The sequence below is a fragment of the Streptomyces sp. NPDC059247 genome, from assembly GCF_042754005.1.
Lineage (GTDB): Bacteria > Actinomycetota > Actinomycetes > Streptomycetales > Streptomycetaceae > Streptomyces.
On sequence record NZ_JBHYZW010000021.1, the window covers coordinates 43348 to 66155 of the forward strand.

Below are 22808 nucleotides of genomic sequence, written 5' to 3' on the forward strand. Positions count from 1 at the left end.
CGTCCGGAACCGAACCGTCGCCCACCGGAGCCCCGTCTCCATCCCCATCCCCATCTCCGCCCCCGCCCCCGGCATCGGCATCCGCTCGCGCTCGCGGGGACGCGTCCGTCCCGTCCTGTCGCGGGCGCGGCTCCCGGGCCTCGTACTGGAGCCTGAGGCCGTCGAGCAGGGCCCGCAGGCCCGTGTCGAAGGCGCCCTGGTCCACCTTCTGCCGGTGTTCGGCGAGGAGGTGGGCCCGGCCGAGGTGGGGGTAGGCCGCCGGGTCGTACGCCGTCTCGTCGTCGACGAACCCGCCCGCGAAGGAGCCGAGCGCGGAGCCGGTGACGAAGTACCGCATGAGCGCCCCGATCGAGGTGGCCTGGGCCGGGGGCCAGCCCGCCCGGACCATCGCGCCGAAGACCGCGTCGGCCACCCGCAGGCCCGCCGGGCGGCGGCCGGGCCCCCGGGCGAGCACCGGCACGATGTGGGGGTGGTCGGCCAGGGCGGCGCGGTAGGACACCGCCCAGTCGCGCAGCGCCGTCAGCCAGTCGCGGCCGTCGTCCTCGTCGAACATCGACAGGTCGACCTTGGCGCTGACCGCGTCGGCGACCGCGTCGAGGATCTCGTCCTTGGTGCGGAAGTGGTTGTAGAGCGAGGGCCCGCTCACCCCGAGTCCGGCCGCGAGCCGCCGGGTGGAGAGCGCGTCGAGACCCTCCGCGTCCACCAGCGCGCCCGCCGTCTCGACGATGCGGTCTCGGCTGAGCAGGGGCTTGCGCGGTCGGGCCATGGCGCACATAGTAGGCCCGGACATCGAAAACTAGCAGTGGTAATTAACGGTGGGCGGGGTGGGCGCGGTGGATCTGGCACTCAGTGAGGAACAGGAGGCCGTGCGGCGGCTCGCCGAGGAGTTCGTCGCCCGCGAGATCGCCCCGCACGCCGTCGCCTGGGACCGCGCCGAGGAGGTCGACCGGGCGATCGTGCGGAAGCTCGGCGCGCTCGGCTTCCTCGGGCTCACCGTCCCCGAGGAGTACGGCGGTTCCGGCGGCGACCACCTCGCCTACTGCCTGGTGACCGAGGAACTGGGGCGCGGCGACTCCTCCGTGCGCGGGATCGTCTCGGTCTCCCTCGGGCTGGTCGCCAAGACGATCGCCGCCTGGGGCGACGAGGCGCAGAAGCGCGCGTGGCTGCCCCGGCTCGCCTCCGGCGAGGCGCTCGGCTGCTTCGGTCTCACCGAACCCGGCACCGGCTCGGACGCGGGGAACCTCGCCACCCGCGCGGTCCGCGACGGCGGCGACTACGTCATCGACGGCACCAAGATGTTCATCACCAACGGGACCTGGGCCGATGTCGTCCTGCTCTTCGCGCGGACCGGGGCCGCCCCCGGCCACAAGGGCGTCTCCGCCTTCCTGGTCCCCGCGGACGCCCCCGGACTCACCCGCCGTCCGGTCCACGGCAAGCTCGGGCTGCGCGGCCAGGCCACCGCCGAGCTGGTCCTGGAGGGCGTCCGGGTCCCCGCCTCCGCGCTGCTCGGCCCCGAGGGGAAGGGCTTCTCCGTCGCCATGTCCGCCCTCGCCAAGGGGCGCATGTCGGTCGCGGCGGGCTGTGTCGGCATCGCGCAGGCGGCCCTCGACGCCGCCGTGCGGTACGCGGGGGAGCGCGAGCAGTTCGGCAAGCCCATCGCCTCGTACCAGCTGGTGCAGGAGCTGATCAGCGACATCTCCGTCGACGTGGCCGCGGCCCGGCTGCTGACCTGGCGGGTCGCCGATCTGATCGACCGGGGCCAGGACTTCGCCACCGCCGCCTCCCAGGCGAAGCTGTACGCGTCCGAGGCGGCCGTCCGCGCCGCGAACAACGCCCTCCAGGTGTTCGGCGGCTACGGCTACATCGACGAGTACCCGGTCGGGAAGCTGCTGCGCGACGCCCGGGTGATGACCCTGTACGAGGGCACCAGTCAGATCCAGAAGCTCATCATCGGACGGGCCCTGACGGGCGTCTCGGCCTTCTGAGTACCCGGGGCGCCCGCCTGAGTAGCCGGACGGATGGGACGCCCGCCCCGTCCGCCCGATGCTGGGCGGCATGAGCGACACACCGGTCAAGCAGCAGAACACCGCCGCCTACTACGCGCAGGCCGTCATCTCCTTCGGGATCGCCGTCGCGGCGGTGGCCGTCGGCGTCTACCAGCTCGACGCGAGCGCCTGGGTGCGGGCCTTCCTCGCCGTCTCGGTCCTCTACCTCACGACCTCGGCGTTCACGCTCGCCAAGGTCGTCCGGGACCGGCAGGAGGCCGGGCAGATCGTCAGCCGGGTGGACCAGGCGCGCCTGGAGAAGCTCCTCGCGGAGCACGACCCCTTCCAGAAGCTCTGATCCCCGGCCCCGCGCGGAGACCCCGGCCCGGGGGAGGCCGCCTTTGAAGTGCGCACCTCATGGACCGCCTCTAAGCGCTTGCTCAGGTTCGTTGTATGGTGTTCGTCCTGACGGGGTCCGAGAAGGGGTAGTGGGATGAGCACGGCGGAGGAGACGCCCGGGGGCGAGGACGCGCCCTGGGGCGAGGTCACGCCCGAGGCGGCCCGTCGGCTGCTCGTGGCCGCCGTCGAGGCCTTCGCCGAGCGCGGCTACCACGCCACCACCACCCGGGACATCGCGGGCCGCGCGGGGATGAGCCCCGCCGCGCTCTACATCCACTACAAGACGAAGGAAGAGCTGCTCCACCGGATCAGCCGGATCGGGCACGACAAGGCCCTGGAGATCCTCCGGGCCGCCGCCGACGGGGAGGGCACCGCCGCCGAGCGGCTCGCCGGAGCCGTCCGTTCCTTCGTCCGCTGGCACGCCGAGCGGCACGCCACCGCGCGGGTCGTCCAGTACGAGCTGGACGCCCTCGGCCCCGTACACCGCGCCGAGATCGTGGAACTGCGACGGGAGTCCGACGCGGTGGTGCGCGGGATCATCGCCGAGGGCGTCGCGGCGGGCGAGTTCGACGTGCCGGACGTCCCCGGCACCACGGTCGCCGTGCTGTCGCTGTGCATCGACGTCTCCCGCTGGTTCACCACCCAGGGCCGCCGGACGCCCGACGAGGTCGGCGCGCTCTACGCCGACCTCGTGCTGCGGATGGTCGGCGGTCAGAAGTAGTAGCGCGAGACCGACTCGGCGACACAGGCGGGCTTCTCCGCGCCCTCGCGCTCCACGGTCACCCGCGCCGTCACCTGGACGCCGCCGCCCGCCTCCGTGACCTCCGTCAGGACGGCGGTGGCCCGCAGCCGTGAGCCGACCGGCACGGGGGAGGGGAACCGCACCTTCCCGGTGCCGTAGTTGATGCCCATCCTCATGCCCTCCACGGACATCACCTGCGGGACGAGGGCGGGCAGCAGCGAGAGCGTCAGGTAGCCGTGCGCGATGGTCGCGCCGAACGGCCCCGCGGCGGCCCGCTCCGGATCCACGTGGATCCACTGGTGGTCGCCGGTGGCCTCGGCGAAGAGGTCGATGCGCTTCTGGTCGATCTCCAGCCAGTCGCTGTAGCCCAGTTGCTCGCCGACCCCCGCGCGCAGCTCCTCGGCGGAGGTGAAGATCCTCGGCTCGGCCATGTCCCTGCTCCCTCTCGTGCCTCGCGTCCCGCCCTCCCGGCACCCCGTGGGCGGCTCCCGGTCGCGCTGTCCAAGCGCTTGCTCAGCATGTGGGGCACGGGGTGCGGTGTCAACGGACCAGTAGGGTGCACCGGGTGCCGCAGATTCCAGAGAAGATCCACGAGCTCACGGTCGGCCAGCTCTCCGCCCGTAGCGGGGCGGCCGTCTCCGCCCTCCACTTCTACGAGGCGAAGGGGCTCATCAGCAGCCGCCGCACCTCGGGCAATCAGCGCCGCTACGGCCGCGACACCCTCCGCAGGGTCGCCTTCGTACGGGCCGCGCAGCGGGTCGGCATCCCGCTCGCCACGATCCGCGACGCGCTCGCCCGGCTCCCCGAGGAGCGCACCCCCACCAACGAGGACTGGGCCCGGCTCTCCGTCGCCTGGCGCACCGAACTCGACCAGCGCATCAAGCAGTTGGGGCGGCTCCGTGACCATCTGACGGACTGCATCGCCTGTGGCTGCCTGTCCCTGGAGACCTGCGTCCTGTCCAACCCCGACGACGTCTTCGGCGAGCGGATGGCGGGTTCCCGCCTCCTCGGGGTCAGCCACCCCGCCCCGGAAGCCCCGCAAGGCCGGGAAGCCCCGCAAGCCCGGGAAGTCCCGGAAGTCCATGATTCCGGGGAGTGCCGGGACCGCTGAGGGAAGAGTGATCCTCTCCTGCTCGATTGACCCCAATTGACACGAAAGAGTGTGTTTGGGGGATTTCGTGCGAAGGGTCGTGATGTGTCGATCATGATGGTGCGGTCGTTCCGCCCGAGCGTTCAGCTCGCCCATCCCGTCGATTCCCCGAGGAACCATGAAGCTCTTCCGCACCCTGTCGACCGCGGCCTCGGTCGTTCTGCTCGGCTCCCTCTCCCTGGCGGGCCAGACCGCCCCGGCCGCCGCAGCCGGCTCCTTCGTGGTCAGCGAGGGCCAGTTCCACCAGATGTTCCCGAACCGGAACTCCTTCTACACGTACCAGGGGCTGGTCGACGCCCTGAGCGCCTATCCGCAGTTCACCACCACGGGCGGTGACGCCGTCCGCAAGCGGGAGGCCGCGGCGTTCCTCGCCAACGTCAGCCACGAGACGGGCGGGCTCCGCTACGTCGTCGAGCAGAACACCGCCAACTACCCGCACTACTGCGACACCTCGCAGCCGTACGGCTGTCCCGCCGGACAGTCCGCCTACTACGGCCGCGGGCCCCTCCAGCTGAGCTGGAACTTCAACTACAAGGCCGCGGGGGACTCCCTCGGCATCGACCTGCTGAACGACCCCTGGCAGGCGGAGAAGAACCCGGCCACCTCCTGGAAGACCGGCCTCTGGTTCTGGAACACCCAGTCCGGAGCCGGATCGGTGACCCCGCACAACGCCATCGTCGACGGCAAGGGCTTCGGCCAGACCATCCGCAGCATCAACGGCGCCCTGGAGTGCGACGGGAAGAACCCGGACGAGCGCAACGACCGCATCAACCTGTACCGGCAGTTCGTCGGCGTCCTGGGCACCGACGTCGGCGGCGGCGACATCTCCTGCTGACGAGCGGCTCCTCGGTCCGGGCCGGACCTCTCCGGGGTCGGCCCCGACCGGCTCCGTGGCGTCCCGGGCCGGGCCGCCGTCCGGCGAGCGCCTCCGGCACGGCCCCGGCGCGGTGGCCGGGTCCCCCGTACCCGTCCGGACCGGCCCGGGGCGGCGCGTCACCGCCCGGGTTCACGCGGCGGAGGCCAGCGTGTGGTCCCGCCTCCTGGCCCGTGCCAGCGCCTCCGGCGTCAGCACCGCGCGGGGCACGTCCACCCCGCAGTCCCCGCACACCGGGCCCAGCCTCGGCTCGTACGGGTCACCGGGGGCGGCCCAGGCGACGCGGGGTCCCGCGCAGACCGGACAGTCCTCGCCCGGCGCGCCCTCCAGGGCGGTGACGAGCCGTCGCAGCACCTCGGGCAGCGGGGCCGAGGGGTGCACGGACGGGTCGCCGCACCGCACCACCCCGTTGCCGCCCCAGACCCGCCGGTGCCAGTCGTCCAGGGCCCCGAGCCGCCGGAGCCCCTCCTGCTTCTCGCGCCGCCGCCGGGCGGCGAACCCCTCCTCGTACGCGAGCCACACGGCCCGCGCCTCCTCCAGTTCGTCGAGCGCGGCCGTCAGCCGCCCAGGGTCGAGCTCCCGGTCCTCGGGACCGAACCCGTGCCTGCGGCACAGATGGTCCCACGTGGCCCGGTGCCCGTACGGCGCGAACCGCTCCAGGCACTTGCGCAGGGAGTACCTGCGCAGCGCGGTGTCGCACCCCGGATCGCGCACCTGTCTCGCGAGACTCCGGAAACCGGCCATCTCCCGCCACCTCCGTCGCTGGTCCTTCCGCGGTATCAGAGGGACGAACGAGCGGCCCCGGGTGTTCCATCGGAATTCGGATGGCAGGCATCAGTGGGACGGGAGAGACGGAAGGGGACCACCGGAACCACGGCGTCCGCTGTGCTCCCGACCCCGGACCCGCTCCCGGCCCCCTACCGTCCCGCCCCCGCCGCCGACACCACCACCCGGGCCAGCTCCGCGTGGCAGATGTCCGCGTGCGAGCGGACCACCTCCGCCGCGTCCACGTTCACGCACCCCGACCCCGGCACCCCCTCGCGCAGCACCCGCGCCAGCGTCCGCGCCGCCGTCCCCGGGACGGCCCGCACCCCGTCGTGCCCGATCGCCCCCCAGCGCGGGTCGTCCACGCCCGACAGCCGGGAGACGGCGGAGAGGGCCGCGCCGGGCACCCCGACGGCGGTTCCGGCGGCGGTCCCGGCCGGGGAAGGGCCGGGCCCCCCGGCGACGGCGGCCAGCGACGCGGACTCGTCCGCGAGCCGGGACGCCAGCGGGTACATCACCCCCAGCGCCGTGTCGTGCCGCGAGTAGCAGGCCACCACCGGCCCCCGCACCCGCGACCGGACGTCCCGCAGCGCGCCGGAGCGCCGGGGATCGTGCGGGAGCCGCTCCGCGAACGCGTAGTGGGAGAAGGCGCCCTGGAGGAGCGTCACCGAGGCCACCGGCCGCGCCCCCGGCGGCAGCCCCTTCAGCGCGTACGCGACCAGCCGGGCGCCCATGCTGTGGCCGACCAGGTGCACCCGTAGTCCGGGCGCGGCGCGGGCCACCTCGCCGAGCAGCGGGCCGAGCCCGAACTCGCCGACCCGGCCCGCCCGTTCCCGCATCAGGTAGTACGTGGTCTGCCGCAGCGCCTCCCGGGCGCCCCGCCAGTACGCCCCGAGGTCCACCCGGAACCCCTCCGGCGCCGGGCCCGCCCCGCCCCGCCCGCACGCGTCGAGCGCGGCGGTGAACAGCGCGCACGTCTCCACCGGGTCCGCGAGCAGGAACTCGGGGACCCGCGCCGGGGGTCCGGCCGCGCCCTCCCCCGGCGCCATGTCCGCGAGCTCCCGCAGCAGCGCCCCGAACCGGGCGAACGCGGTCTCGTCCGGAGCCGCCGCCACCAGCAGGTCCGTGATCCGGTCGAGCACCTGCTCCTTCTCCGGCAGGACGGTCACCAGGGCCCGGTAGTCCGGGGCCGGTTCGCCGCTGAACATCATGGACGGCCAGATCAGGCCCGCGTACCCCGCCTCCACGCCCGGCGCGAGCAGCTCGGGGAAGGGGGCGAAGAAGTCGGAGCAGAGCCGGGTGGCGCCGGACGGCGAGCTGTTCCACCCGTGCGCGAACACGATCAGGTCGCCGACCCCCTGCCGGGCGAGCGAGGCGAGGGCGCCGGCCTGCCCGGCGGGACCGTCACCCTCCTTGTCGAAGAGGAGCTCCCGGTACGGCTCCACACTCATCCCGGTCACGGCCCGACCGTCCCTCCGCGTCGAGGGGCCGTCGCGCCCGGTGCGCGGTGCGCGGGCGGCGGCTTCCCGGGCGAGCATTCCCGTGCCGGGCCCCGGTCAGACCTGGACGGTGTCCGGAAAGCGCCGCCGGAGCCGAAAACACCCGGGACGGTGACGGGCCCGGCTCACCGCAGTCGGGCCGCCGTGACCCGGGGGAAGTGCACCAGGAGGTCGTACGAGGTGGCGAGCCGGACCGGGGCGACGTTGCCGGGCCAGGGGTACGCGGTGCCGATCCTCCAGGTCGGCCGGTGGACGCCGAGCCAGTCGCGCGCCGCCGGAACGGCGCGCCGCAGGTCCAGGTAGAAGGCGCCGGACGAGACGCGGTCCAGGACGGCGGAGGTGCTGTCCGGTCCCAGCGGGCCGACCGTGAAGGACCGGAGGGGTTCGCCGGGGACCCCGATCTCGTGCGCGTTGAAGGAGCCCTGCCCGAAGGAGGCGCCGACGCTGACGTAGCCGTCGCCGAGGGCGTCCCGGAGGAAGGCGCCCTGGAGCCTCGGATACTGCTCCGGCGCGGTGGTCTCGTAGCCGACGTGCCCGTTGTGCGCGGAGAGCACCATGCGGTCGCCGGTCCGCCGCTGCCACCAGACGGTGTTCTCGGCCATGGTCCGGTCCCGGTAGAGCATCGCCGCCGCGATCCCCTCGTCGGTCCCGAAGTCGTGCGCCATCTCGGTGCCGACCTGGGCGATCGCCCGCGCGTGCTGGACCGCCCAGGCGGCGGCCTCGCGCGCGCCGGGGTCCGTGGCCGGGCGGCGGCGCTCCAGGAGCGCCAGGGCCCCGTTCACCTCGGCGGCCATCCGCCGCCGTTCCGGAAGGGGCCTCGCCATGTACCCCTTCATCCAGCTCTCGACGCTCCCGGTGGGCCGCGAGGCCCGGTACAGCTCCCGGAACCGGGGGAGGAGTGCCGGATCGGTACGGGCCACGTGGGAGGTCACCGCGTCGAAGAGGTTCGGGCCCGCGTACCCCAGGTCGTTGCCCATGAAGCGGACCTGGTGCCCGGGGTGCAGCTGGTTGTGCCGCCGCATCCAGCGGAACAGGTCGAGGTACTCCTCGGTGTTCCACAGGCGGTACGACTCCTGGAACTCGTCCCGCATGATCGCCCGGATGTCGCCCCGGCCGGTGCGCACCCATGCGTCGACGAGCAGTCCGGTGGACCAGTTGGCCTCCAGGGCGAAGGTGGTGAAGCCCCGCCGCTCCACCAGGTGTTCGAAGATCCGGTGCTTGGCGGTGAAGAACTCGGCCGAGCTGTGCGTGGCCTCGCCGACACCGACGACCCTGGCCGAGCCGATCATCCGGTCGAGCGGTGCCAGATCCGTGAACGGCACTGCCGTACGGGCGAGTTCGCGCGCCGGATCGGGGCCGTCCGGGGGACCGGCCGCCCCGGCGGCGGGCGTCAGGGCGCCGAGACAGGCGGCGACCAGCAGCCCCACGAGGGGGAGTCGACGGCGGAGGGGGAGTGCGGTGGGCTTCATGGGGCCAGCCTGGTCGGCGTACCGGCCGGGCGACATCCCGCCGTCCCCCGGCCGTCGCCGGGGGACAACCCCCGTCAGCGGTAGAGCAGGTGCTCCTTCCGCACCGCCCGGAACGCCCCCAGGTCCGCCTCCCAGGCACCCGTCACCTCGTCGACGCCCGCCCCCGCGTCGATCAGGGTCCGCACCCGGGCCGACCCGGTCAGCTTGTCGATCCAGTGGTCCGGCCGCCAGGCGAAGCCGGACCAGGAGGCGCGGGCGGTGACGAGGAGTCCGATGCCGGTCCGCACCGGGTCGAACGACTCCCGGTCGTGGACGTGCAGCTGGACCCCGCCCACGGTCCTGCCCTGGAACTTGGAGAAGGTCGGCGCGAAGTACGCCTCGCGGAAGCGGACCCCGGGCAGCCCGAGGGCGTTCGCCGCCTCCGCCCACCGGCGGTCCACGCCCTCGGCGCCGAGCAGTTCGAACGGGCGGGTGGTGCCCCGGCCCTCCGAGAGGTTCGTCCCCTCGAAGAGACAGGTTCCGGAGTAGACGAGCGCGGTCTCCGGGGTCGGCATGTTGGGGCTCGGGGGCACCCAGGGCAGCCCGCAGGCGTCGAAGAAGTCCGTGCGCCGCCACCCCGCCATCCGTACCGTCTCCAGGTCGACCGGCGAGGTCAGGAACTCGGCGGCGAAGAGCCGGGCCAGCTCCGCCACGGTCATCCCGTGCGCCTGCGCGATCGGCTCGCGCCCCACGAAGGTGGCGAACGCCCGGTCCAGGACGGGGCCGAGCGCGGCCCGCCCGGTCACCGGGTTCGGCCGGTCGAGGACCACGAACCGCCTCCCGGCGAGCGCGGCGGCGGCCATGCAGTCGTACAGCGTCCAGATGTACGTGTAGAAGCGGGCGCCGACGTCCTGGATGTCGAAGACGACCGTGTCCACGCCGGAGGCGGTGAAGACGTCCGCGAGCGGCTGCCCGCTCTTCAGATAGGTGTCGTGGACGGGCAGTCCGGTCGCCGGGTCGTCGTACCGGCCCTCCGAACCGCCCGCCTGGGCCGTGCCCCGGAAACCGTGCTCGGGGCCGAAGACGGCGGTCAGCTCCACCCGGTCGTCGGCGTGCATCACGTCCACCACGTGCCGGGCGTCGGCGGTGATCCCGGTGGGGTTGGTGACGATGCCGACGCGCTCCCCGGCGAGCAGCGCGTACCCGTCGGCGGCGAGCCGGTCGAAGCCCGTCCGCACCCGGCCGCGCCCCGGGGGCCGGTCCGTCGCGGGGACGGCGGGAGCCGCCGGAGCGGCGGTGGCGGCCGGAGCCGCCGGAGCAGCGGGGGCGGTGGCGGCCACCGCCCCGAGGGCGCCCCCGGCGGCCAGCAGACTCCGTCGCGTCAGACCCATGCGCAGACCTCCTCGTTCGCCGCCCCCGGCCGGGGTACGTGACATGGGCACGCACGCTAGCGCTCCCGGCGCCGCCGGGGAACGAGGCGTGCGGGACCGGGCGGGCGGGACGGGAAGGGGGCTTCCGTCCGCCGCCGCCGCGCGGCCGGGGGCTCCGCCGCGCCCGAGCACGGCACGGCCGGGAGCCCCGCTCGCCCGCCGTCATCGGGCCGGGGCTTCCGCCCGGCCCGACCGCTGCGGGGTCGCGGTCGCGGTCCCGGTACGAGTCCGGCCCCGGCCTTGCCGGACTCGTTTCCCGCTCGACCGGTACGGGACCGAGGGCTCCGCCGCGCCCGACCGCCGAACGGCCGGGGCCTCCATCCGCCGCCGGTGTCCGGGCCGGGGGCTTCCGCCCGGACCACCGACCACCGACCACTGCCCGGCCCTGGCTCCCGGCCCTGGCCTTGACTTCGGCCCCGACCCCGATCCCGATCCCGGCCTTGGCCCTGGTCCCGGCCTGGGTCCCGGTCCCGATCCGGCCCTGGCCTGGCCCCGATCCGGCCCTGGCCTGGCCCCGATCCGGCCCTGGCCTGGCCCCGGCCCTGGCCTGGCCCCGGCCCTGGCCTGGCCCCGGCCCTCGGCCTGGGCCCTGGGTCGAGGGCTCGACTCCGGCCCTGGCCCCGGCCCCGATCCCGGCCTTGGCTCTGGCTTCGGTCTCGGCCCTGGTCCCGGCCTCGGTCCCGACCCTGGCCCCCGGCCCCGATCCCGACCCTGACCCCGATCCGGCCCGGTCCCGGCCCTCGGCCTGGGCCCTGGGCCGAGGGCCCGACTCCGGCCCTGGCCCCGACCCCGGCCCTCGGCCAGGACCGTTCCTGCCCGACCATCAGCGCCCGGTCCCGGTCCCGGCTGCCGACTCAGCCCCGCCCCTCCCGCCAGGCCCCGGCCCGCTCGGCTCCCGCCAGGCCCCGGGCTCCCGCCAGGCCCCGGGCTCCCGCCAGGCCCCGGGCTCCACCCGGCCCCCGGCTCCCGCCAGGCCCCCCGGCTCCACCCCACCCCCGCCCCTTCCCCCGTGACATACCGACCGGTTAGTCTGCCGTCCGGAAGGTCAGGGCCGTCACGTCGACGAGGTGGACATGAGCGCGGGCACGAGCGGGAGCACGGGCATCGACGCCGTCCGGGGCGCCGGAGTCGTCGTCACCGGAGCGGGCGGCGGCATCGGCGCCGCCCTCGCCCGCAGGTTCGCCGCCGAGGGCGCCAGGGTCGTCGTCAACGACCTCGACCCCGCCCGGCTGAAGGCCGTCGCGGAGGAGACCGGCGCCCTCGCCGTCCCCGGCGACGCCTCCGCCGTCGTCGAGGAGGCCCGCGAGGCCCTCGGCGGCACCGTCGACATCTGGTGCGCCAACGCCGGACTCGCCTCGCCCGGCGACGCCTTCGCCGACGAGGACGTCTGGGCCGCCGCCTGGGACGTCAACGTCATGGCCCACGTCCGCGCGGCCCGCGCCCTCCTCCCCGCCTGGTTGGAGCGCGGCAGCGGCCGGTTCGTCTCCACGGTCTCCGCCGCCGGGCTGCTCACCATGATCGGCGCGGCCCCCTACAGCGTCTCCAAGCACGGCGCGTACGCCTTCGCCGAATGGCTCTCGCTCACCTACCGGCACCGGGGCCTCTCCGTCCACGCCATCTGCCCCCAGGGCGTCCGCACCGACATGCTCACCGCCGCCGGATCCGCCGGGGAACTCGTCCTCGTGCCCACCGCGATCGAGCCCGAAGCCGTCGCCGACGCCCTCCTCGACGCCGTCGCCGCCGACCGCTTCCTCGTCCTGCCCCACCCCGAGGTCGCCGGGTACTACCGCAACCGGGCCACCGACCCCGAGCGCTGGCTCACCACGATGAACCACCTCCAGCGCACCTGGGAGAGCGGCCCCCGCTGACCGCCCACGGGCGCCCGCCGGGCCTCGGCGGACGCCCCCGGGCCCGGCGGATGGGAAGATCTACCGGGCGGGGAGAAGTCCCCCGGCCGAGAAGGATCACCAGGAAGGCGGCGGAGCATGGCCAGGACGACGGACGAAAGCGGTACGCCCGTCCCCCAGAGGCTCCTCGCCGCCGCCACCCGGCTCTTCGCGGAGCGCGGGTACGACCGGACCTCCGTCCAGGAGATCGTGGAGGCCGCCGGGGTCACCAAGGGCGCCCTCTACCACTACTTCGGTTCCAAGGAGGACCTCCTCCAGGAGGTCTACGCCCGGGTCCTGCGCCTCCAGCAGGAACGGCTCGACGCCCACGCGGACGCCGACGCACCCGTCGAGGACCGGCTGCGCACCGCCGCCGCCGACGTCGTCGTCACCACCATCGAGAACCTCGACGACGCCGCCATCTTCTTCCGCTCGATGCACCACCTCAGCCCCGAGAAGAACAAGCAGGTACGGGCCGAGCGCCGCCGCTACCACGAGCGCTTCCGGGCGCTGGTCGAGGAGGGCCAGCGCACCGGGGTGTTCTCCGCCGCGACCCCCGCCGACCTCGTGGTCGACTACCACTTCGGCTCCGTGCACCACCTGTCCACCTGGTACCGCCCCGACGGCCCGCTCAGCCCCGGACAGGTCGCCGACCACCTCGCCGACCTGCTGCTGAGGGCCCTCCGGCCCTGACGCGGGCACGCCCCGAGGCACGCCCCGGGGGTGCTGCGGCCCCGAAGCCCCGCACCCGCTGAGACCTTCGGGCCCCGAGAGCCAGGCCCCGGCGGGGCGGGTCCACCGAGGGCCCCGCCCCGCCCGCCCCACCCGCCCCGCCGCCTACAGGTACTTCTTCAGCTCCCGCCGTGCCAGTGACCGCTGGTGCACCTCGTCCGGGCCGTCCGCGAGCCGCAGCGTCCGGGCCGCCGCCCACAGCTCGGCCAGCGGGAAGTCCTGCGAGACCCCGCCCGCGCCGTGCGCCTGCACCGCCTTGTCGATGATGTCGACGACCGCGCGCGGAGTCGCGATCTTGATGGCCTGGATCTCGGTGTGCGCGCCCCGGTTGCCGACGGTGTCCATGAGCCAGGCGGTCTTCAGGACGAGGAGCCGCAACTGCTCGATCGTCACCCGGGCGTCCGCGATCCAGTTCCGCACCACGCCCTGCTGGGCCAGCGGCTGTCCGAAGGCGGTACGGGAGACCGCGCGCCGACAGGTCAGTTCCAGGGCCCGCTCGGCCATGCCGATGAGCCTCATGCAGTGGTGGACGCGACCGGGGCCGAGCCTGGCCTGCGCGATGGCGAAACCGCCGCCCTCCTCGCCGACGAGGTGCGAGGCGGGGACGCGGACGCCGTCGAAGAGCACCTCGGCGTGGCCGCCGTGGGAGTGGTCCTCGTACCCGTACACCCGCATCGCGCGCCGGACCTCGACGCCCGGGGTGTCGCGCGGCACCAGGATCATCGACTGCTGGCGGCGCGGGTCGGCGCCGTCGGGGTCGGTCTTGCCCATGACGACGAAGACCCGGCAGCGGGGGTTCATCGCCCCGGAGATGTACCACTTGCGGCCGTCGACGACGTACGAGTCGCCGTCCCGCCGGATGCGGGTCTCGATGTTCGTGGCGTCCGAGGAGGCGACCTCGGGTTCGGTCATCGCGAAGGCCGAGCGGATCTCGCCCGAGAGCAGCGGCTCCAGCCACCGCTTCCGCTGCTCATCGTCACCGAACTGGGCGAGCAGCTCCATGTTCCCGGTGTCCGGGGCGGCGCAGTTGAGGGCGGTGGGCGCCAGCTGCGGGCTGCGGCCGGTGATCTCGGCGAGCGGCGCGTACTGGAGGTTGGTCAGACCGGCTCCGTACACGGGGTCGGGGAGGAAGAGGTTCCAGAGCCCCTGCCGCTTGGCCTCGGCCTTGAGTTCCTCGACGACCGGCGGGGTGTCCCAGGGCGAGGCGAGCAGGGCGCGCTGCTCCTCGGCGGTCCGCTCGGCCGGGTACACGTACGCGTCCATGAAGGCGAGGAGCCTCGCGCGGAGTTCCTCGGTGCGCGCGTCGTGGGCGAAGTCCATGGCGGGTCAGCCTTCCTGGAGGGTGGTCAGGCCGTGCTCGATGAAGACGGGGACGAGTTCGCCGATGCGGTCGAAGCCCGCGCCGACCGTCTGCCCGAGGGTCCAGCGGTAGTGGATGCCCTCCAGGATCACGGCGAGCTTGAACCAGGCGAAGGCCGTGTACCAGGAGAGGGCGGAGGTGTCGCGGCCGGAACGGGCGGCGTAGCGCTCGACCAGCTCGGCGGCGTCCGGATGGCCGGGGGCCGTGGCGGTGCTGGAGAGGGGGGAGTCCGGCAGGTCCAGCGGGGTGCCGTACATGACCAGCAGGCCCAGGTCGGTGAGCGGGTCGCCGAGGGTGGACATCTCCCAGTCGAGGACGGCCCGGACGCGGTCGTCGGCGCCGACGAGGACGTTGTCGAGGCGGTAGTCGCCGTGGATCACAGTGGGCGGCGGGGAGACGGGCAGCGTCCGGCCGAGGGCGGCGTGCAGCTCCTCGATCCCGGGCAGTTCGCGCCCGCGCGAGGCGTCGAGCTGCTTGCCCCAGCGGCGCAGTTGCCGGTCGAGGAAGCCCTCGGGGCGCCCGAAGTCACCGAGCCCGACCGCGCCGGGGTCCACCGAGTGCAGGTCGACGAGGGTGTCGACGAGACCGAGGACGGTGGCGCGGGTGCGCCCGGGGCCGAGCGGGGCGAGTTCGCCGGCCGAGCGGTACGGGGTCCCTTCGACGAACTCCATGACGTAGAACGGCGCTCCGAGCACCGACTCGTCCTCGCAGAGCAGCAGCGTCCGGGGGACGGGGACGTCCGTGGTGTGCAGGGCGCTGATGACGCGGTGCTCGCGCCGCATGTCGTGGGCGGTGGCGAGGACATGGCCGAGCGGCGGACGGCGGACCACCCAGCGGCCGGTGCCGTCGGTGACGGTGTACGTCAGGTTCGAGCGCCCGCCCTCGATCAGCCCGGCTTCGAGGGGGCCGGTCACCAGTCCGGGCCGTTCCGCGTCGAGGAAGCGGCGCAGCCGCTCGGGGTCGAGACCTGGCGGCGGGGCGGAACTCATGGGCTACCTCCGGATCGGCTGCGGTCGCCGCCCATGATGACCGACCAGTCGGTATGTCGTCCAGAGGGACCCGCGAGAGCGCCTCCGGGAGGGGGCGACGAGGGAGCCGCCCGCACGGACGCCCTTCCCCGGCGGCCCTCGGACTCCCTTCCCGAGTGGCCCTCGGACGCCTTTCCCCGGCGGCCCCCCGGCACCCTCCGAGCCGTCCGTACGGGCCGACCGTTTCCAGGCGGCAGCCCGTACGGGTTCCTCCCCGCCGACCCCGTGAGGGCCCGTCCAGATCCCCCTCCTCCCGTACGGGCTCCCCGTAAGGCGCGGACGCGGCTCAGGAGTAGCTCAGACGCGGCGCGGACGCGGCTCAGGCGTGGCAGGCCACCGGCACCCCGCCGTTCATCGCCGCCATGTCGCCGAAGACCGCCACCGGGTCCAGCGGCGAACCCTCCGGAAGGCCCTCCAACTCCGCGTACGCCCGGTGCAGGTTCGCCACCAGGCGCTCGCTCTCCCGCCAGACGGCGAACTCGCCCAGGTCCGCGCGGCGAGCCGTCTCCAGCGGCGCCGCCCCCCGCGCGTGCCCCTCCGCCGCCAGCTCCCGCACCCAGCGCAGATACCGCTCGGTCGAGTCGTACGCCGAGGGGTCGGTCACCCGGCCGTGCCCCGGCACCACGATCGGCGCGTCCAGGGACCGCAGCAGGTCGAGGGCGCGCAGCGAACCCGCCAGCGAACCCATCGGCAGGAACGGCGTCCCGCCGTGGAAGACCAGGTCGCCGGTGAACACCACGCCCTGCTCGGGCAGGTGCACGACGGAGTCGCCCGTGGTGTGCGCGGGCCCCGGGTGGATCAGCCGCACCTCGGTCGCGCCGACGTACAGCGTCATCCGGTCCCGGTAGGTGACCGACGGCGGCAGGATCTCGATCTCGCCGAAGTCCGTCCGGGGCCACAGCAGATGCAGTTGGTGCCCGGCCTCCAGCTGTTCGGTCCGGCAGTTCTCGTGCCCCACGATCCGCGCCTCCGGCATGAACACCCCGTTGCCGTAGGTGTGGTCGCCGTGGTGGTGGGTCGACACGACGGTGCGGGGCAGCGGCAGGCCCTCGGCGAGGACCGCCGCGCGGAGCAGCCGGGCCCGGCGCTCGGTGGCGGCGGTGTCGACGAGCAGCGACTCCCGGGCGTCGCCGAGGAACCCGGCGTTGTTCAGGCACCAGCCCCCGTCGGGCTGGACGAAGGCGTGCACGTGCGGTGCGAGCGTGACCACGTAGGGATCGGTCGCGGACAAGGTGTTCCCCCCGGTTCGGAGTCCGACTGACAGAGGAAGAGTGCCAGTCGGCGAGGGCGCCGTGGAGCCCGGTCCCACCGTCACAGTGACGTTTCTGTGGTGAATGCGCTGAGCCTGGAGAGTGAGTAAAGCGTTCGCATGGAGAAGTTCAACGACTTCCCACGAAACCATCAGGTTTCGGCAAGAGGTCGTCGTGTCGTGACGGCCCCGGCGCCTTTTCTGTGTTTCCCGAGAAGACCAGGAGTCAGACGTTGAGCGACGCACGTCACGAGAGCTACGGAACCAAACTGCGCGAGCGGATCGCCGCGCCCGGCACGACCCCGCTGATCGGCGTGTTCGACATGTACTCGGCGTCCGTCGCCGCCGACCACTACGACGGGATGTTCGTCTCCGGGTTCGGCTTCTCCGCCTCGTACTACGGGCTGCCGGACGTCGGCTTCATCGCCTGGCCGGACATGGTCGGCTTCGTGCAGCGGCTCCGGGGCGCGTTCCCGAAGCAGCACCTGCTCGTGGACATCGACGACGGTTACGTCGACCCCGAGGTGGCCTGCCACGTCGTGGAGGGGCTGGAGCGGATCGGGGCCTCCGGAGTGATCCTGGAGGACCAGAAGCGGCCCCGGCGGTGCGGGCACGCGGACGGGAAGCAGGTGCTGCCGCTGGACGAGTACCTGGCCAAGCTGGAGATGGTCCTCGCGACCCGGCGGGACATGGTCGTGGTGGCCCGTACGGACGCGACCGACGAGGAGGAGATCCTCCACCGGGCCAAGTGCCTGGCCGCGACCGACGCCGACGTGGTCCTGGTCGACGGCGTACGGAGCGTGGAGTGGATCAAGCGCATCCGCGAGGTCGTCGGCGGCAAGCCGCTGCTCTTCAACCAGATCGCGGGCGGCAAGTCCCCCCGGCTCTCGCTCGCCGAACTCTCCGAGCTGGGCGTGGACGTGGCGATCTACAGCACCCCCTGCCTCTTCGCCGCGCACCAGGCCATGGACTCGGCGCTCACCGAGCTGAAGCGGGCGGACGGGCGGCTGCCGTCCTTCGATCCCGCCGCCAGCATCGGGGTGGCCGCGTCGACCCGCCTCCTGGAGCGGAACATCGCCCGCCACCACGAGGCCCCCGAAGCGGTGGGGGTGTGAACCCGGCGGTCCCGCTCAGGGCCCTCGGTCTCGCGGTGGTGCTGCTCGCGGCCGTCACCGGGCCCGCCGTCGCCGGCGGCAGCCTGATCACCGTCATCGACAACTCCGAGGCCGACTCGATCCTGGAGGTCGACCGCGCGGCCAACGTCCAGTACGGCGGCAGCGGAACCGTCGGCAGCGACCACGACGGCAGCGCGGTCGACGCGATCGAGGCCCTGATGGGAGTCGTCGAGGGCGACGAGGAGGACTGACGAGGACGCCCGAGGACGCCGAGGACGCGCGGACGGCCGGACACCACGAGACGGTGTCCGGCCGTCCGCGCGCCGCCGTACCGGTCCGGGCGCCGGGGGCCTCACCGGATCACCGCCTCACCGACTCACCAGATCATCGCCGCGCCGAACACCGCGAGCGCGACCGTGATGAGCGCCGTGAGCCAGGCCCCCCGGTACGACAGCGGGTCCGGCCGGGCCGCGCTCAGGGACCGGATGCGGCGGTGGGCGACGGCCAGGAAGGCGATCCACACCAGCGCCGACAGCGCGAACCCCGCCACCCCCAGCGGGGTGGTCCCGTCCTGGACGCCCAGCTTGACCGCGAGCACCGCGACCACGGTGCAGGACAGCGTCGTGCGCCGCCAGGCGAGCCGGGTCCGCTCCGGCTGGAGCCCCGGATCGCGGAGGGGCCCGGCGGGCGGGGGCGCCGGACGGTGAGGGGTTCCGGCGGGCGGGAGCCCGTGATCGCGAGAGTTCCCGGCAGGCGGGAGCCCGTGATCGTGAGGCTCCCCGGCGGGCGGGGGCGCCGGATCGCGCGGGTCCCCGGCGGGCCGCCCGTCACCGGCAGTGGTCACCGTCCCGCCCAGCCGAAGAGCACGACCACCACCATCGTGACCGCCACCACGGCCACCACCAGGCTCAGGACCGCCGGGAAGCGGGAGCCGGGCAGGTCCTCGCCGCGCCGCATGGCCCGCTCGCAGCGCACCCAGTGGTTCACCGCGCGCAGCGCGCACAGCACCCCGGCGGCGAGCAGCGCCAGCGCGAGCCCGACCCGGACGCCCCAGCGCAGGTCCGGAAGGAACTGGTCCACCGCGAAACCGCCGCCGACCAGGGCGAGCGCGGTCCTTATCCAGGCCAGGAAGGTCCGTTCGTTGGCGAGGGAGAAACGGTAGTCGGGCGTCTCCCCCTCGTCCCGGACGCGCTGCGGCGCGAACCACAGCCGCAGACTCCGCACAAAATCGCTCACATGTGCACCCTAACGGCCGGATGCCCGGCCCGCCCGGGTGCTCTCAGCCCGCCCGGAGGGCCTCGAGGCGTTCGAACGCGGCGAGCCCGTCCGGCACCCACGACCAGGTCCGGAGCCGTGCGGACAGCTCCTCGTCGGTGAGGAAGCCGTGCCAGGCGACCTCCTCGGCCTGCGGGTCCACCGGCAGCTCGCACCGCACCTCGTAGACCGCCGACCACCATTTCCCGGCCACGCCCCCGGAGTCGTACAGGAAGGTGAGGACGTGCTCGGGCCGGGGCAGACCCCGTACGCCGAGCTCCTCCTCGGCCTCCCGCAGGGCGGCCTCGTCGTAGGACTCGCCCGCTCCGACGACCCCGCCGACGAACATGTCGTACAGGGAGGGGAAGACCAGCTTCGTCGGCGTCCTGCGGTGCACGAAGACCCGGCCCCCGGCGTCCCTGACCCGGACGAAGACACAGCGGTGGATCAGCCCCCGCGCGTACACCTCACCGCGCGGGGCCCGGCCGATCACCCGGTCGTGCTCGTCGACGACGTCGAGGATCTCTTCAGCGGCGCTCATGCCACCATCCAAGCAAACCCGCCGGACCCACCGGCCCCCGAGTCACGCTGAGGCGCCCCGAGTCACCCCGAGGCACCCCGAGTCCCTTTGCGCCACCCCGAGGCGCCCCGCGTCCCCCTGAGTCACCCCGAGGCGCCCGGCCGCCCTCACTGGCCCATGACGTACTTGACCGTCGGCCCGGTGGTCCAGCCGCCGTCGACCGCCAGCTCGGCGCCCGTCACGTACGAGGCGGCGTCCGAGAGCAGGAAGACGACCGCGCCCGCGATCTCGTCGGCCTCGCCGACCCGGCCCATCGGCGTGTTCGGGTAGTTGCCCTCGCCCCGCTGGATGCCCACGGCGGCGGTCATCGGCGTGTACGTCATGCCCGGGTGGACGGAGTTCACCCGGATCTTCGACGTGCCCAGCTCCACCGCGCCGATCTTCGTCAGACCCCGCACGCCCCACTTGGAGGCGCCGTACCCGGCGGTCAGCGCCAGACCCATGAGGCCCGCGGCCGAGGAGATGTTGACGATCGAACCGCCACCGGCCTCCCGCATCGCCGGGACCGCGGCCTTCATGCCGATGAAGACACCGGTCAGATTGATGTCGAGGACCTTGCGGAAGTGCTCGACGGACTCGGTCTCCAGGAGCGTGCCGGTGGAGATGCCCGCGTTGTTCACCAGACCGTGCAGCCCGCCGAACTCCGCCACCGCGTACGCGACGGCCGCCGTCCACTCCTCCTCGGAGCTCACGTCGTGGTGGAAGAAGCGGGCCCGCTCGCCGAGCGCCTCGGCGGTCGCCCGGCCCTCTTCGTCCAGGACGTCGGTGACGACGACGTTCGCCCCCGCCGCGACCGCCTGACGGGCGGCCTCGGCGCCCAGCCCACGGGCTCCGCCGGTGATGAGCACGGTCCTGCCGGTGAGGTCGTTCATGGAAGTTCCTTTCGGTGGTGCGCCTGCTCCGGCTGTGCGGCGCGCAGCAGGGCGGTGGTGGTCTCCACCAGATCGGCGAGGAAGAGCGCCTCTCCGGTGAGGGGTTCGATGCCGTCGAGGTACTGCCGGGCCCGGTCCGCGAGCGCCGCGCCCACCACGGTCAGCGCCAGGTCGAGGCGCTCCAGGAGCAGCGGCCCCGGCAGCCCGTCCACGGCCAGCCGGTCGGCGATCCGCTCGATCAGGCGCCAGTAGGCGGTGCCCGCGAGGGTGGGGTGCGGGGTGCGGGCGCGGATTCCGCTCTCGTGGCTGAGCTGCGCGGAGATCCGCAGACAGCGCCGCCCCCGCTCGGTCCGCAGCTCGCTCGCCTCGGCGGTGACGAGAGCCCCGACCAGGGCGCGCGTCTCGTCGTCGGCGGTCGTCAGCAGCGGGGCGAGCACCCCTTCCGTACGGGCCTGGCGGCCCGCCATCACCGCGTCGAGGAGCCCGGCGCGGGAGCCGAAGTGGTACTGCACGGCGGACGGATTGGCCTGTCCGGCCAGCGCCACCACGTCCCGCAGCTGTGCGCCGTGGACTCCTTGGGCGGCGAAGATCTCCTCCGCCGCCCGGATCAGTCTGTCCCGGGTCCCGGGTCCGGATGTCCTCGCCATGCGTCCATGTTAATGCCCGACATTAGAAAGCGGGAGGGCCGGGGTCGGTCCGGACGGTTGACTCGATACATCCGTGTATCCAAGATGCGGTCCATGTCCTACGACGCTGATGTGATCGTGATCGGAGCCGGTCTCGCCGGACTCGTCGCCACCGCCGAACTGGTCGACGCGGGCCGCACCGTGATCCTCCTCGACCAGGAACCCGAGCAGTCCCTCGGCGGCCAGGCCCACTGGTCCTTCGGCGGCCTCTTCCTCGTCGACTCGCCCGAGCAGCGCCGGATGCGGGTGAAGGACAGCCACGCGCTCGCCCTCCAGGACTGGTACGGCACCGCGGGCTTCGACCGCGCCGAGGACCACTGGCCCCGGAAGTGGGCCGAGGCGTACGTCGACTTCGCCTCGGGCGAGAAGCGCGCCTGGCTCCGCGCGCGGGGAGTGCGCTTCTTCCCCGTCGTCGGCTGGGCCGAGCGCGGCGGCTACGACGCCAACGGCCACGGCAACTCCGTCCCCCGCTTCCACATCACCTGGGGTACGGGCCCCGGTCTCGTCGCCCCCTTCGAGCGCACGGTCCGCGAGGGCGCCGCCCGGGGTCTCGTCCGCTTCCGCTTCCGCCACCGGGTCACCGCCCTCGGCCGTACCGCCGGAGCCGTCGACACCGTCTCCGGCGAGATCCTGGAACCCTCCGCCGCCGCCCGGGGCACCGCCAGCACCCGCACGGTCACCGGACGCTTCGAACTGCGCGCCCAGGCGGTGATCGTCACCTCCGGCGGCATCGGCGGCAACCACGACCTGGTCCGCGCCCAGTGGCCGGAGCGGCTCGGCACCCCGCCCGCCCGGCTGCTCTCCGGGGTCCCCGCCCATGTCGACGGACTGATGCTCGGCGTCGCGGAGAAGGCGGGCGCCCGGCACGTCAACCGCGACCGGATGTGGCACTACACCGAGGGCATCGAGAACTGGAACCCGATCTGGGCCCGGCACGGCATCCGCATCCTGCCCGGACCGTCCTCCCTCTGGCTGGACGCGACCGGCCGACGGCTGCCCGTCCCGCTCTTCCCCGGCTTCGACACCCTCGGCACCCTCGAACACATCATGCGGAGCGGGTACGACCACACCTGGTTCGTCCTGGACAAGAGGATCATCGGCAAGGAGTTCGCCCTCTCGGGCTCCGAACAGAACCCGGACCTCACCGGCAGATCGATCCGTGACGTCCTCGGCCGAGCCCGCGCCGACGTGCCGGGTCCCGTGAAGGCGTTCATGGACAAGGGCGTCGACTTCGTCGTCGAGGACGACCTCTCCGCCCTCGTCCGGGGCATGAACCGGATCACCGGCGAGGATCTGATCGACGAGACCGCGCTGCGCCGCGAGATCACCGCCCGCGACCGGGAGATCGCCAACCCCTTCACCAAGGACCTCCAGGTCACGGCGATCCGGGGGGCCCGCAGATACCTGGGCGACAAGCTCATCCGTACGGCGGCCCCGCACCGCGTCCTCGACCCCGCGGCGGGCCCGCTGATCGCCGTCCGCCTCAGCATCCTGACCCGCAAGTCCCTCGGCGGTCTGGAGACCGATCTGGACTCCCGGGTCCTGACGGACGGCGGCGCACCCCTGGAGGGCGTGTACGCGGCGGGCGAGGCGGCCGGTTTCGGCGGCGGCGGCGTCCACGGCTACCGCTCCCTGGAGGGCACCTTCCTCGGCGGCTGCGTCTTCTCGGGCCGGGCGGCGGGCCGGGCGGCGGCGAGAGCGGTGGGCTGAGGCGCTCCACCGGGGCGCGGATCCGCCGCGCGGGCCGCGCGGCG

At 73.9% G+C, this 22808-nt stretch carries 22 protein-coding genes and 2 pseudogenes; 10 read left to right on the forward strand and 14 right to left on the reverse strand.

Going from position 1 to position 22808, the window contains the following annotated elements:
• Positions 1-139: 139 nt before the first annotated feature.
• A pseudogene (locus tag ACFXGN_RS27440) lies at positions 140-766 on the reverse strand (TetR/AcrR family transcriptional regulator); the annotation flags it as partial.
• A gap of 67 nt (positions 767-833) precedes the next feature.
• Here ACFXGN_RS27440 and ACFXGN_RS27445 point away from each other — a divergent pair.
• The 3 genes from ACFXGN_RS27445 to ACFXGN_RS27455 all read left to right on the forward strand — a co-directional run bounded on the left by ACFXGN_RS27445 (position 834) and on the right by ACFXGN_RS27455 (position 3105).
• Positions 834-1985 carry an acyl-CoA dehydrogenase family protein gene (locus ACFXGN_RS27445; RefSeq protein WP_384864296.1) on the forward strand — a complete coding sequence of 384 codons (1152 nt, stop codon included), beginning with the start codon at positions 834-836 and terminating at the stop codon, positions 1983-1985.
• Positions 1986-2055: 70 nt separating this feature from the next.
• Positions 2056-2343, forward strand: coding sequence for a YiaA/YiaB family inner membrane protein (locus ACFXGN_RS27450; protein ID WP_384864298.1), 288 nt, complete (start codon positions 2056-2058; stop codon positions 2341-2343).
• Between the two features lie 135 nt (positions 2344-2478).
• A complete protein-coding gene (locus tag ACFXGN_RS27455) occupies positions 2479-3105 on the forward strand; it encodes a TetR/AcrR family transcriptional regulator (protein ID WP_384864300.1) in 627 nt (208 codons plus the stop codon).
• Here ACFXGN_RS27455 and ACFXGN_RS27460 read toward each other — a convergent pair.
• The gene (locus ACFXGN_RS27460) at positions 3096-3557 is read right to left on the reverse strand and encodes a MaoC family dehydratase (RefSeq protein ID WP_384864302.1); all 462 of its coding nucleotides are present in this window, start codon (positions 3555-3557) and stop codon (positions 3096-3098) included. The two genes, ACFXGN_RS27455 and ACFXGN_RS27460, sit on opposite strands and share 10 nt — an antisense overlap.
• Before the next feature lie 134 nt (positions 3558-3691).
• On the opposite strand from ACFXGN_RS27460, the gene soxR reads away from it, so the two are divergent.
• Both soxR and ACFXGN_RS27470 read left to right on the forward strand, forming a co-directional pair.
• On the forward strand, positions 3692-4237 hold the full coding sequence (soxR, locus tag ACFXGN_RS27465; RefSeq protein ID WP_384864304.1) for a redox-sensitive transcriptional activator SoxR: 546 nt from the start codon (positions 3692-3694) through the stop codon (positions 4235-4237).
• A gap of 157 nt (positions 4238-4394) precedes the next feature.
• Complete coding sequence (locus ACFXGN_RS27470; protein ID WP_384864306.1) at positions 4395-5111, forward strand: chitinase; 717 nt, start codon at positions 4395-4397, stop codon at positions 5109-5111.
• A 171-nt stretch (positions 5112-5282) separates the two neighbouring features.
• On the opposite strand, the gene ACFXGN_RS27475 is transcribed toward ACFXGN_RS27470, so the two are convergent.
• The 4 genes from ACFXGN_RS27475 to ACFXGN_RS27490 all read right to left on the reverse strand — a co-directional run bounded on the left by ACFXGN_RS27475 (position 5283) and on the right by ACFXGN_RS27490 (position 10253).
• Positions 5283-5894 carry a hypothetical protein gene (locus ACFXGN_RS27475; RefSeq protein WP_384864308.1) on the reverse strand — a complete coding sequence of 204 codons (612 nt, stop codon included), beginning with the start codon at positions 5892-5894 and terminating at the stop codon, positions 5283-5285.
• A 173-nt stretch (positions 5895-6067) separates the two neighbouring features.
• Positions 6068-7366, reverse strand: a complete 1299-nt coding sequence (locus ACFXGN_RS27480) for a serine-threonine protein kinase (protein ID WP_384864391.1) — start codon at positions 7364-7366, stop codon at positions 6068-6070.
• 173 nt (positions 7367-7539) lie between these two features.
• The gene (locus ACFXGN_RS27485) at positions 7540-8883 is read right to left on the reverse strand and encodes an erythromycin esterase family protein (RefSeq protein ID WP_384864310.1); all 1344 of its coding nucleotides are present in this window, start codon (positions 8881-8883) and stop codon (positions 7540-7542) included.
• A gap of 74 nt (positions 8884-8957) precedes the next feature.
• Complete coding sequence (locus ACFXGN_RS27490; RefSeq protein ID WP_384864312.1) at positions 8958-10253, reverse strand: exo-beta-N-acetylmuramidase NamZ domain-containing protein; 1296 nt, start codon at positions 10251-10253, stop codon at positions 8958-8960.
• 1112 nt (positions 10254-11365) lie between these two features.
• On the opposite strand from ACFXGN_RS27490, the gene ACFXGN_RS27495 reads away from it, so the two are divergent.
• Entirely contained in the window at positions 11366-12160 is a 795-nt protein-coding gene (locus ACFXGN_RS27495; RefSeq protein ID WP_384864314.1) for an SDR family oxidoreductase, read from the forward strand.
• 117 nt (positions 12161-12277) lie between these two features.
• Positions 12278-12871, forward strand: coding sequence for a TetR/AcrR family transcriptional regulator (locus tag ACFXGN_RS27500; protein ID WP_384864316.1), 594 nt, complete (start codon positions 12278-12280; stop codon positions 12869-12871).
• Positions 12872-13015: 144 nt separating this feature from the next.
• Here ACFXGN_RS27500 and ACFXGN_RS27505 read toward each other — a convergent pair whose 3' ends face one another.
• The 3 genes from ACFXGN_RS27505 to ACFXGN_RS27515 all read right to left on the reverse strand — a co-directional run bounded on the left by ACFXGN_RS27505 (position 13016) and on the right by ACFXGN_RS27515 (position 16529).
• On the reverse strand, positions 13016-14230 hold the full coding sequence (locus tag ACFXGN_RS27505) for an acyl-CoA dehydrogenase family protein (RefSeq protein WP_384864318.1): 1215 nt from the start codon (positions 14228-14230) through the stop codon (positions 13016-13018).
• Between the two features lie 6 nt (positions 14231-14236).
• The gene (locus ACFXGN_RS27510) at positions 14237-15259 is read right to left on the reverse strand and encodes a phosphotransferase (protein ID WP_384864320.1); all 1023 of its coding nucleotides are present in this window, start codon (positions 15257-15259) and stop codon (positions 14237-14239) included.
• Positions 15260-15617: 358 nt separating this feature from the next.
• The gene (locus tag ACFXGN_RS27515; RefSeq protein ID WP_384864322.1) at positions 15618-16529 is read right to left on the reverse strand and encodes an MBL fold metallo-hydrolase; all 912 of its coding nucleotides are present in this window, start codon (positions 16527-16529) and stop codon (positions 15618-15620) included.
• A 251-nt stretch (positions 16530-16780) separates the two neighbouring features.
• On the opposite strand from ACFXGN_RS27515, the gene ACFXGN_RS27520 reads away from it, so the two are divergent.
• On the forward strand, positions 16781-17662 hold the full coding sequence (locus ACFXGN_RS27520) for an oxaloacetate decarboxylase (RefSeq protein WP_384864324.1): 882 nt from the start codon (positions 16781-16783) through the stop codon (positions 17660-17662).
• Positions 17659-17913: a hypothetical protein gene (locus ACFXGN_RS27525; protein ID WP_384864326.1), complete on the forward strand. Its 255-nt coding sequence runs from the start codon at positions 17659-17661 to the stop codon at positions 17911-17913. Before ACFXGN_RS27520 ends, ACFXGN_RS27525 begins: the two co-directional genes overlap by 4 nt.
• 125 nt (positions 17914-18038) lie before the next feature.
• Here the strand turns inward: ACFXGN_RS27525 and ACFXGN_RS27530 are convergent.
• The 5 genes and pseudogenes from ACFXGN_RS27530 to ACFXGN_RS27550 form a co-directional block, all read right to left on the reverse strand.
• Positions 18039-18335, reverse strand: a pseudogene (locus ACFXGN_RS27530) (DUF202 domain-containing protein); the annotation flags it as partial.
• Positions 18336-18502: 167 nt separating this feature from the next.
• The gene (locus tag ACFXGN_RS27535) at positions 18503-18898 is read right to left on the reverse strand and encodes a YidH family protein (RefSeq protein ID WP_384864328.1); all 396 of its coding nucleotides are present in this window, start codon (positions 18896-18898) and stop codon (positions 18503-18505) included.
• A 43-nt stretch (positions 18899-18941) separates the two neighbouring features.
• Entirely contained in the window at positions 18942-19457 is a 516-nt protein-coding gene (locus ACFXGN_RS27540; RefSeq protein WP_384864329.1) for an NUDIX domain-containing protein, read from the reverse strand.
• Between the two features lie 146 nt (positions 19458-19603).
• Positions 19604-20368, reverse strand: a complete 765-nt coding sequence (locus ACFXGN_RS27545; protein ID WP_384864331.1) for a glucose 1-dehydrogenase — start codon at positions 20366-20368, stop codon at positions 19604-19606.
• A complete protein-coding gene (locus ACFXGN_RS27550) occupies positions 20365-21015 on the reverse strand; it encodes a TetR/AcrR family transcriptional regulator (RefSeq protein WP_384864333.1) in 651 nt (216 codons plus the stop codon). The genes ACFXGN_RS27545 and ACFXGN_RS27550 overlap by 4 nt, the downstream gene beginning before the upstream one ends.
• A gap of 93 nt (positions 21016-21108) precedes the next feature.
• Between ACFXGN_RS27550 and ACFXGN_RS27555 the strand changes: the two genes are divergently transcribed.
• Positions 21109-22764, forward strand: coding sequence for an FAD-binding dehydrogenase (locus ACFXGN_RS27555; RefSeq protein ID WP_384864335.1), 1656 nt, complete (start codon positions 21109-21111; stop codon positions 22762-22764).
• The last annotated feature ends 44 nt before the right edge of the window (positions 22765-22808 follow it).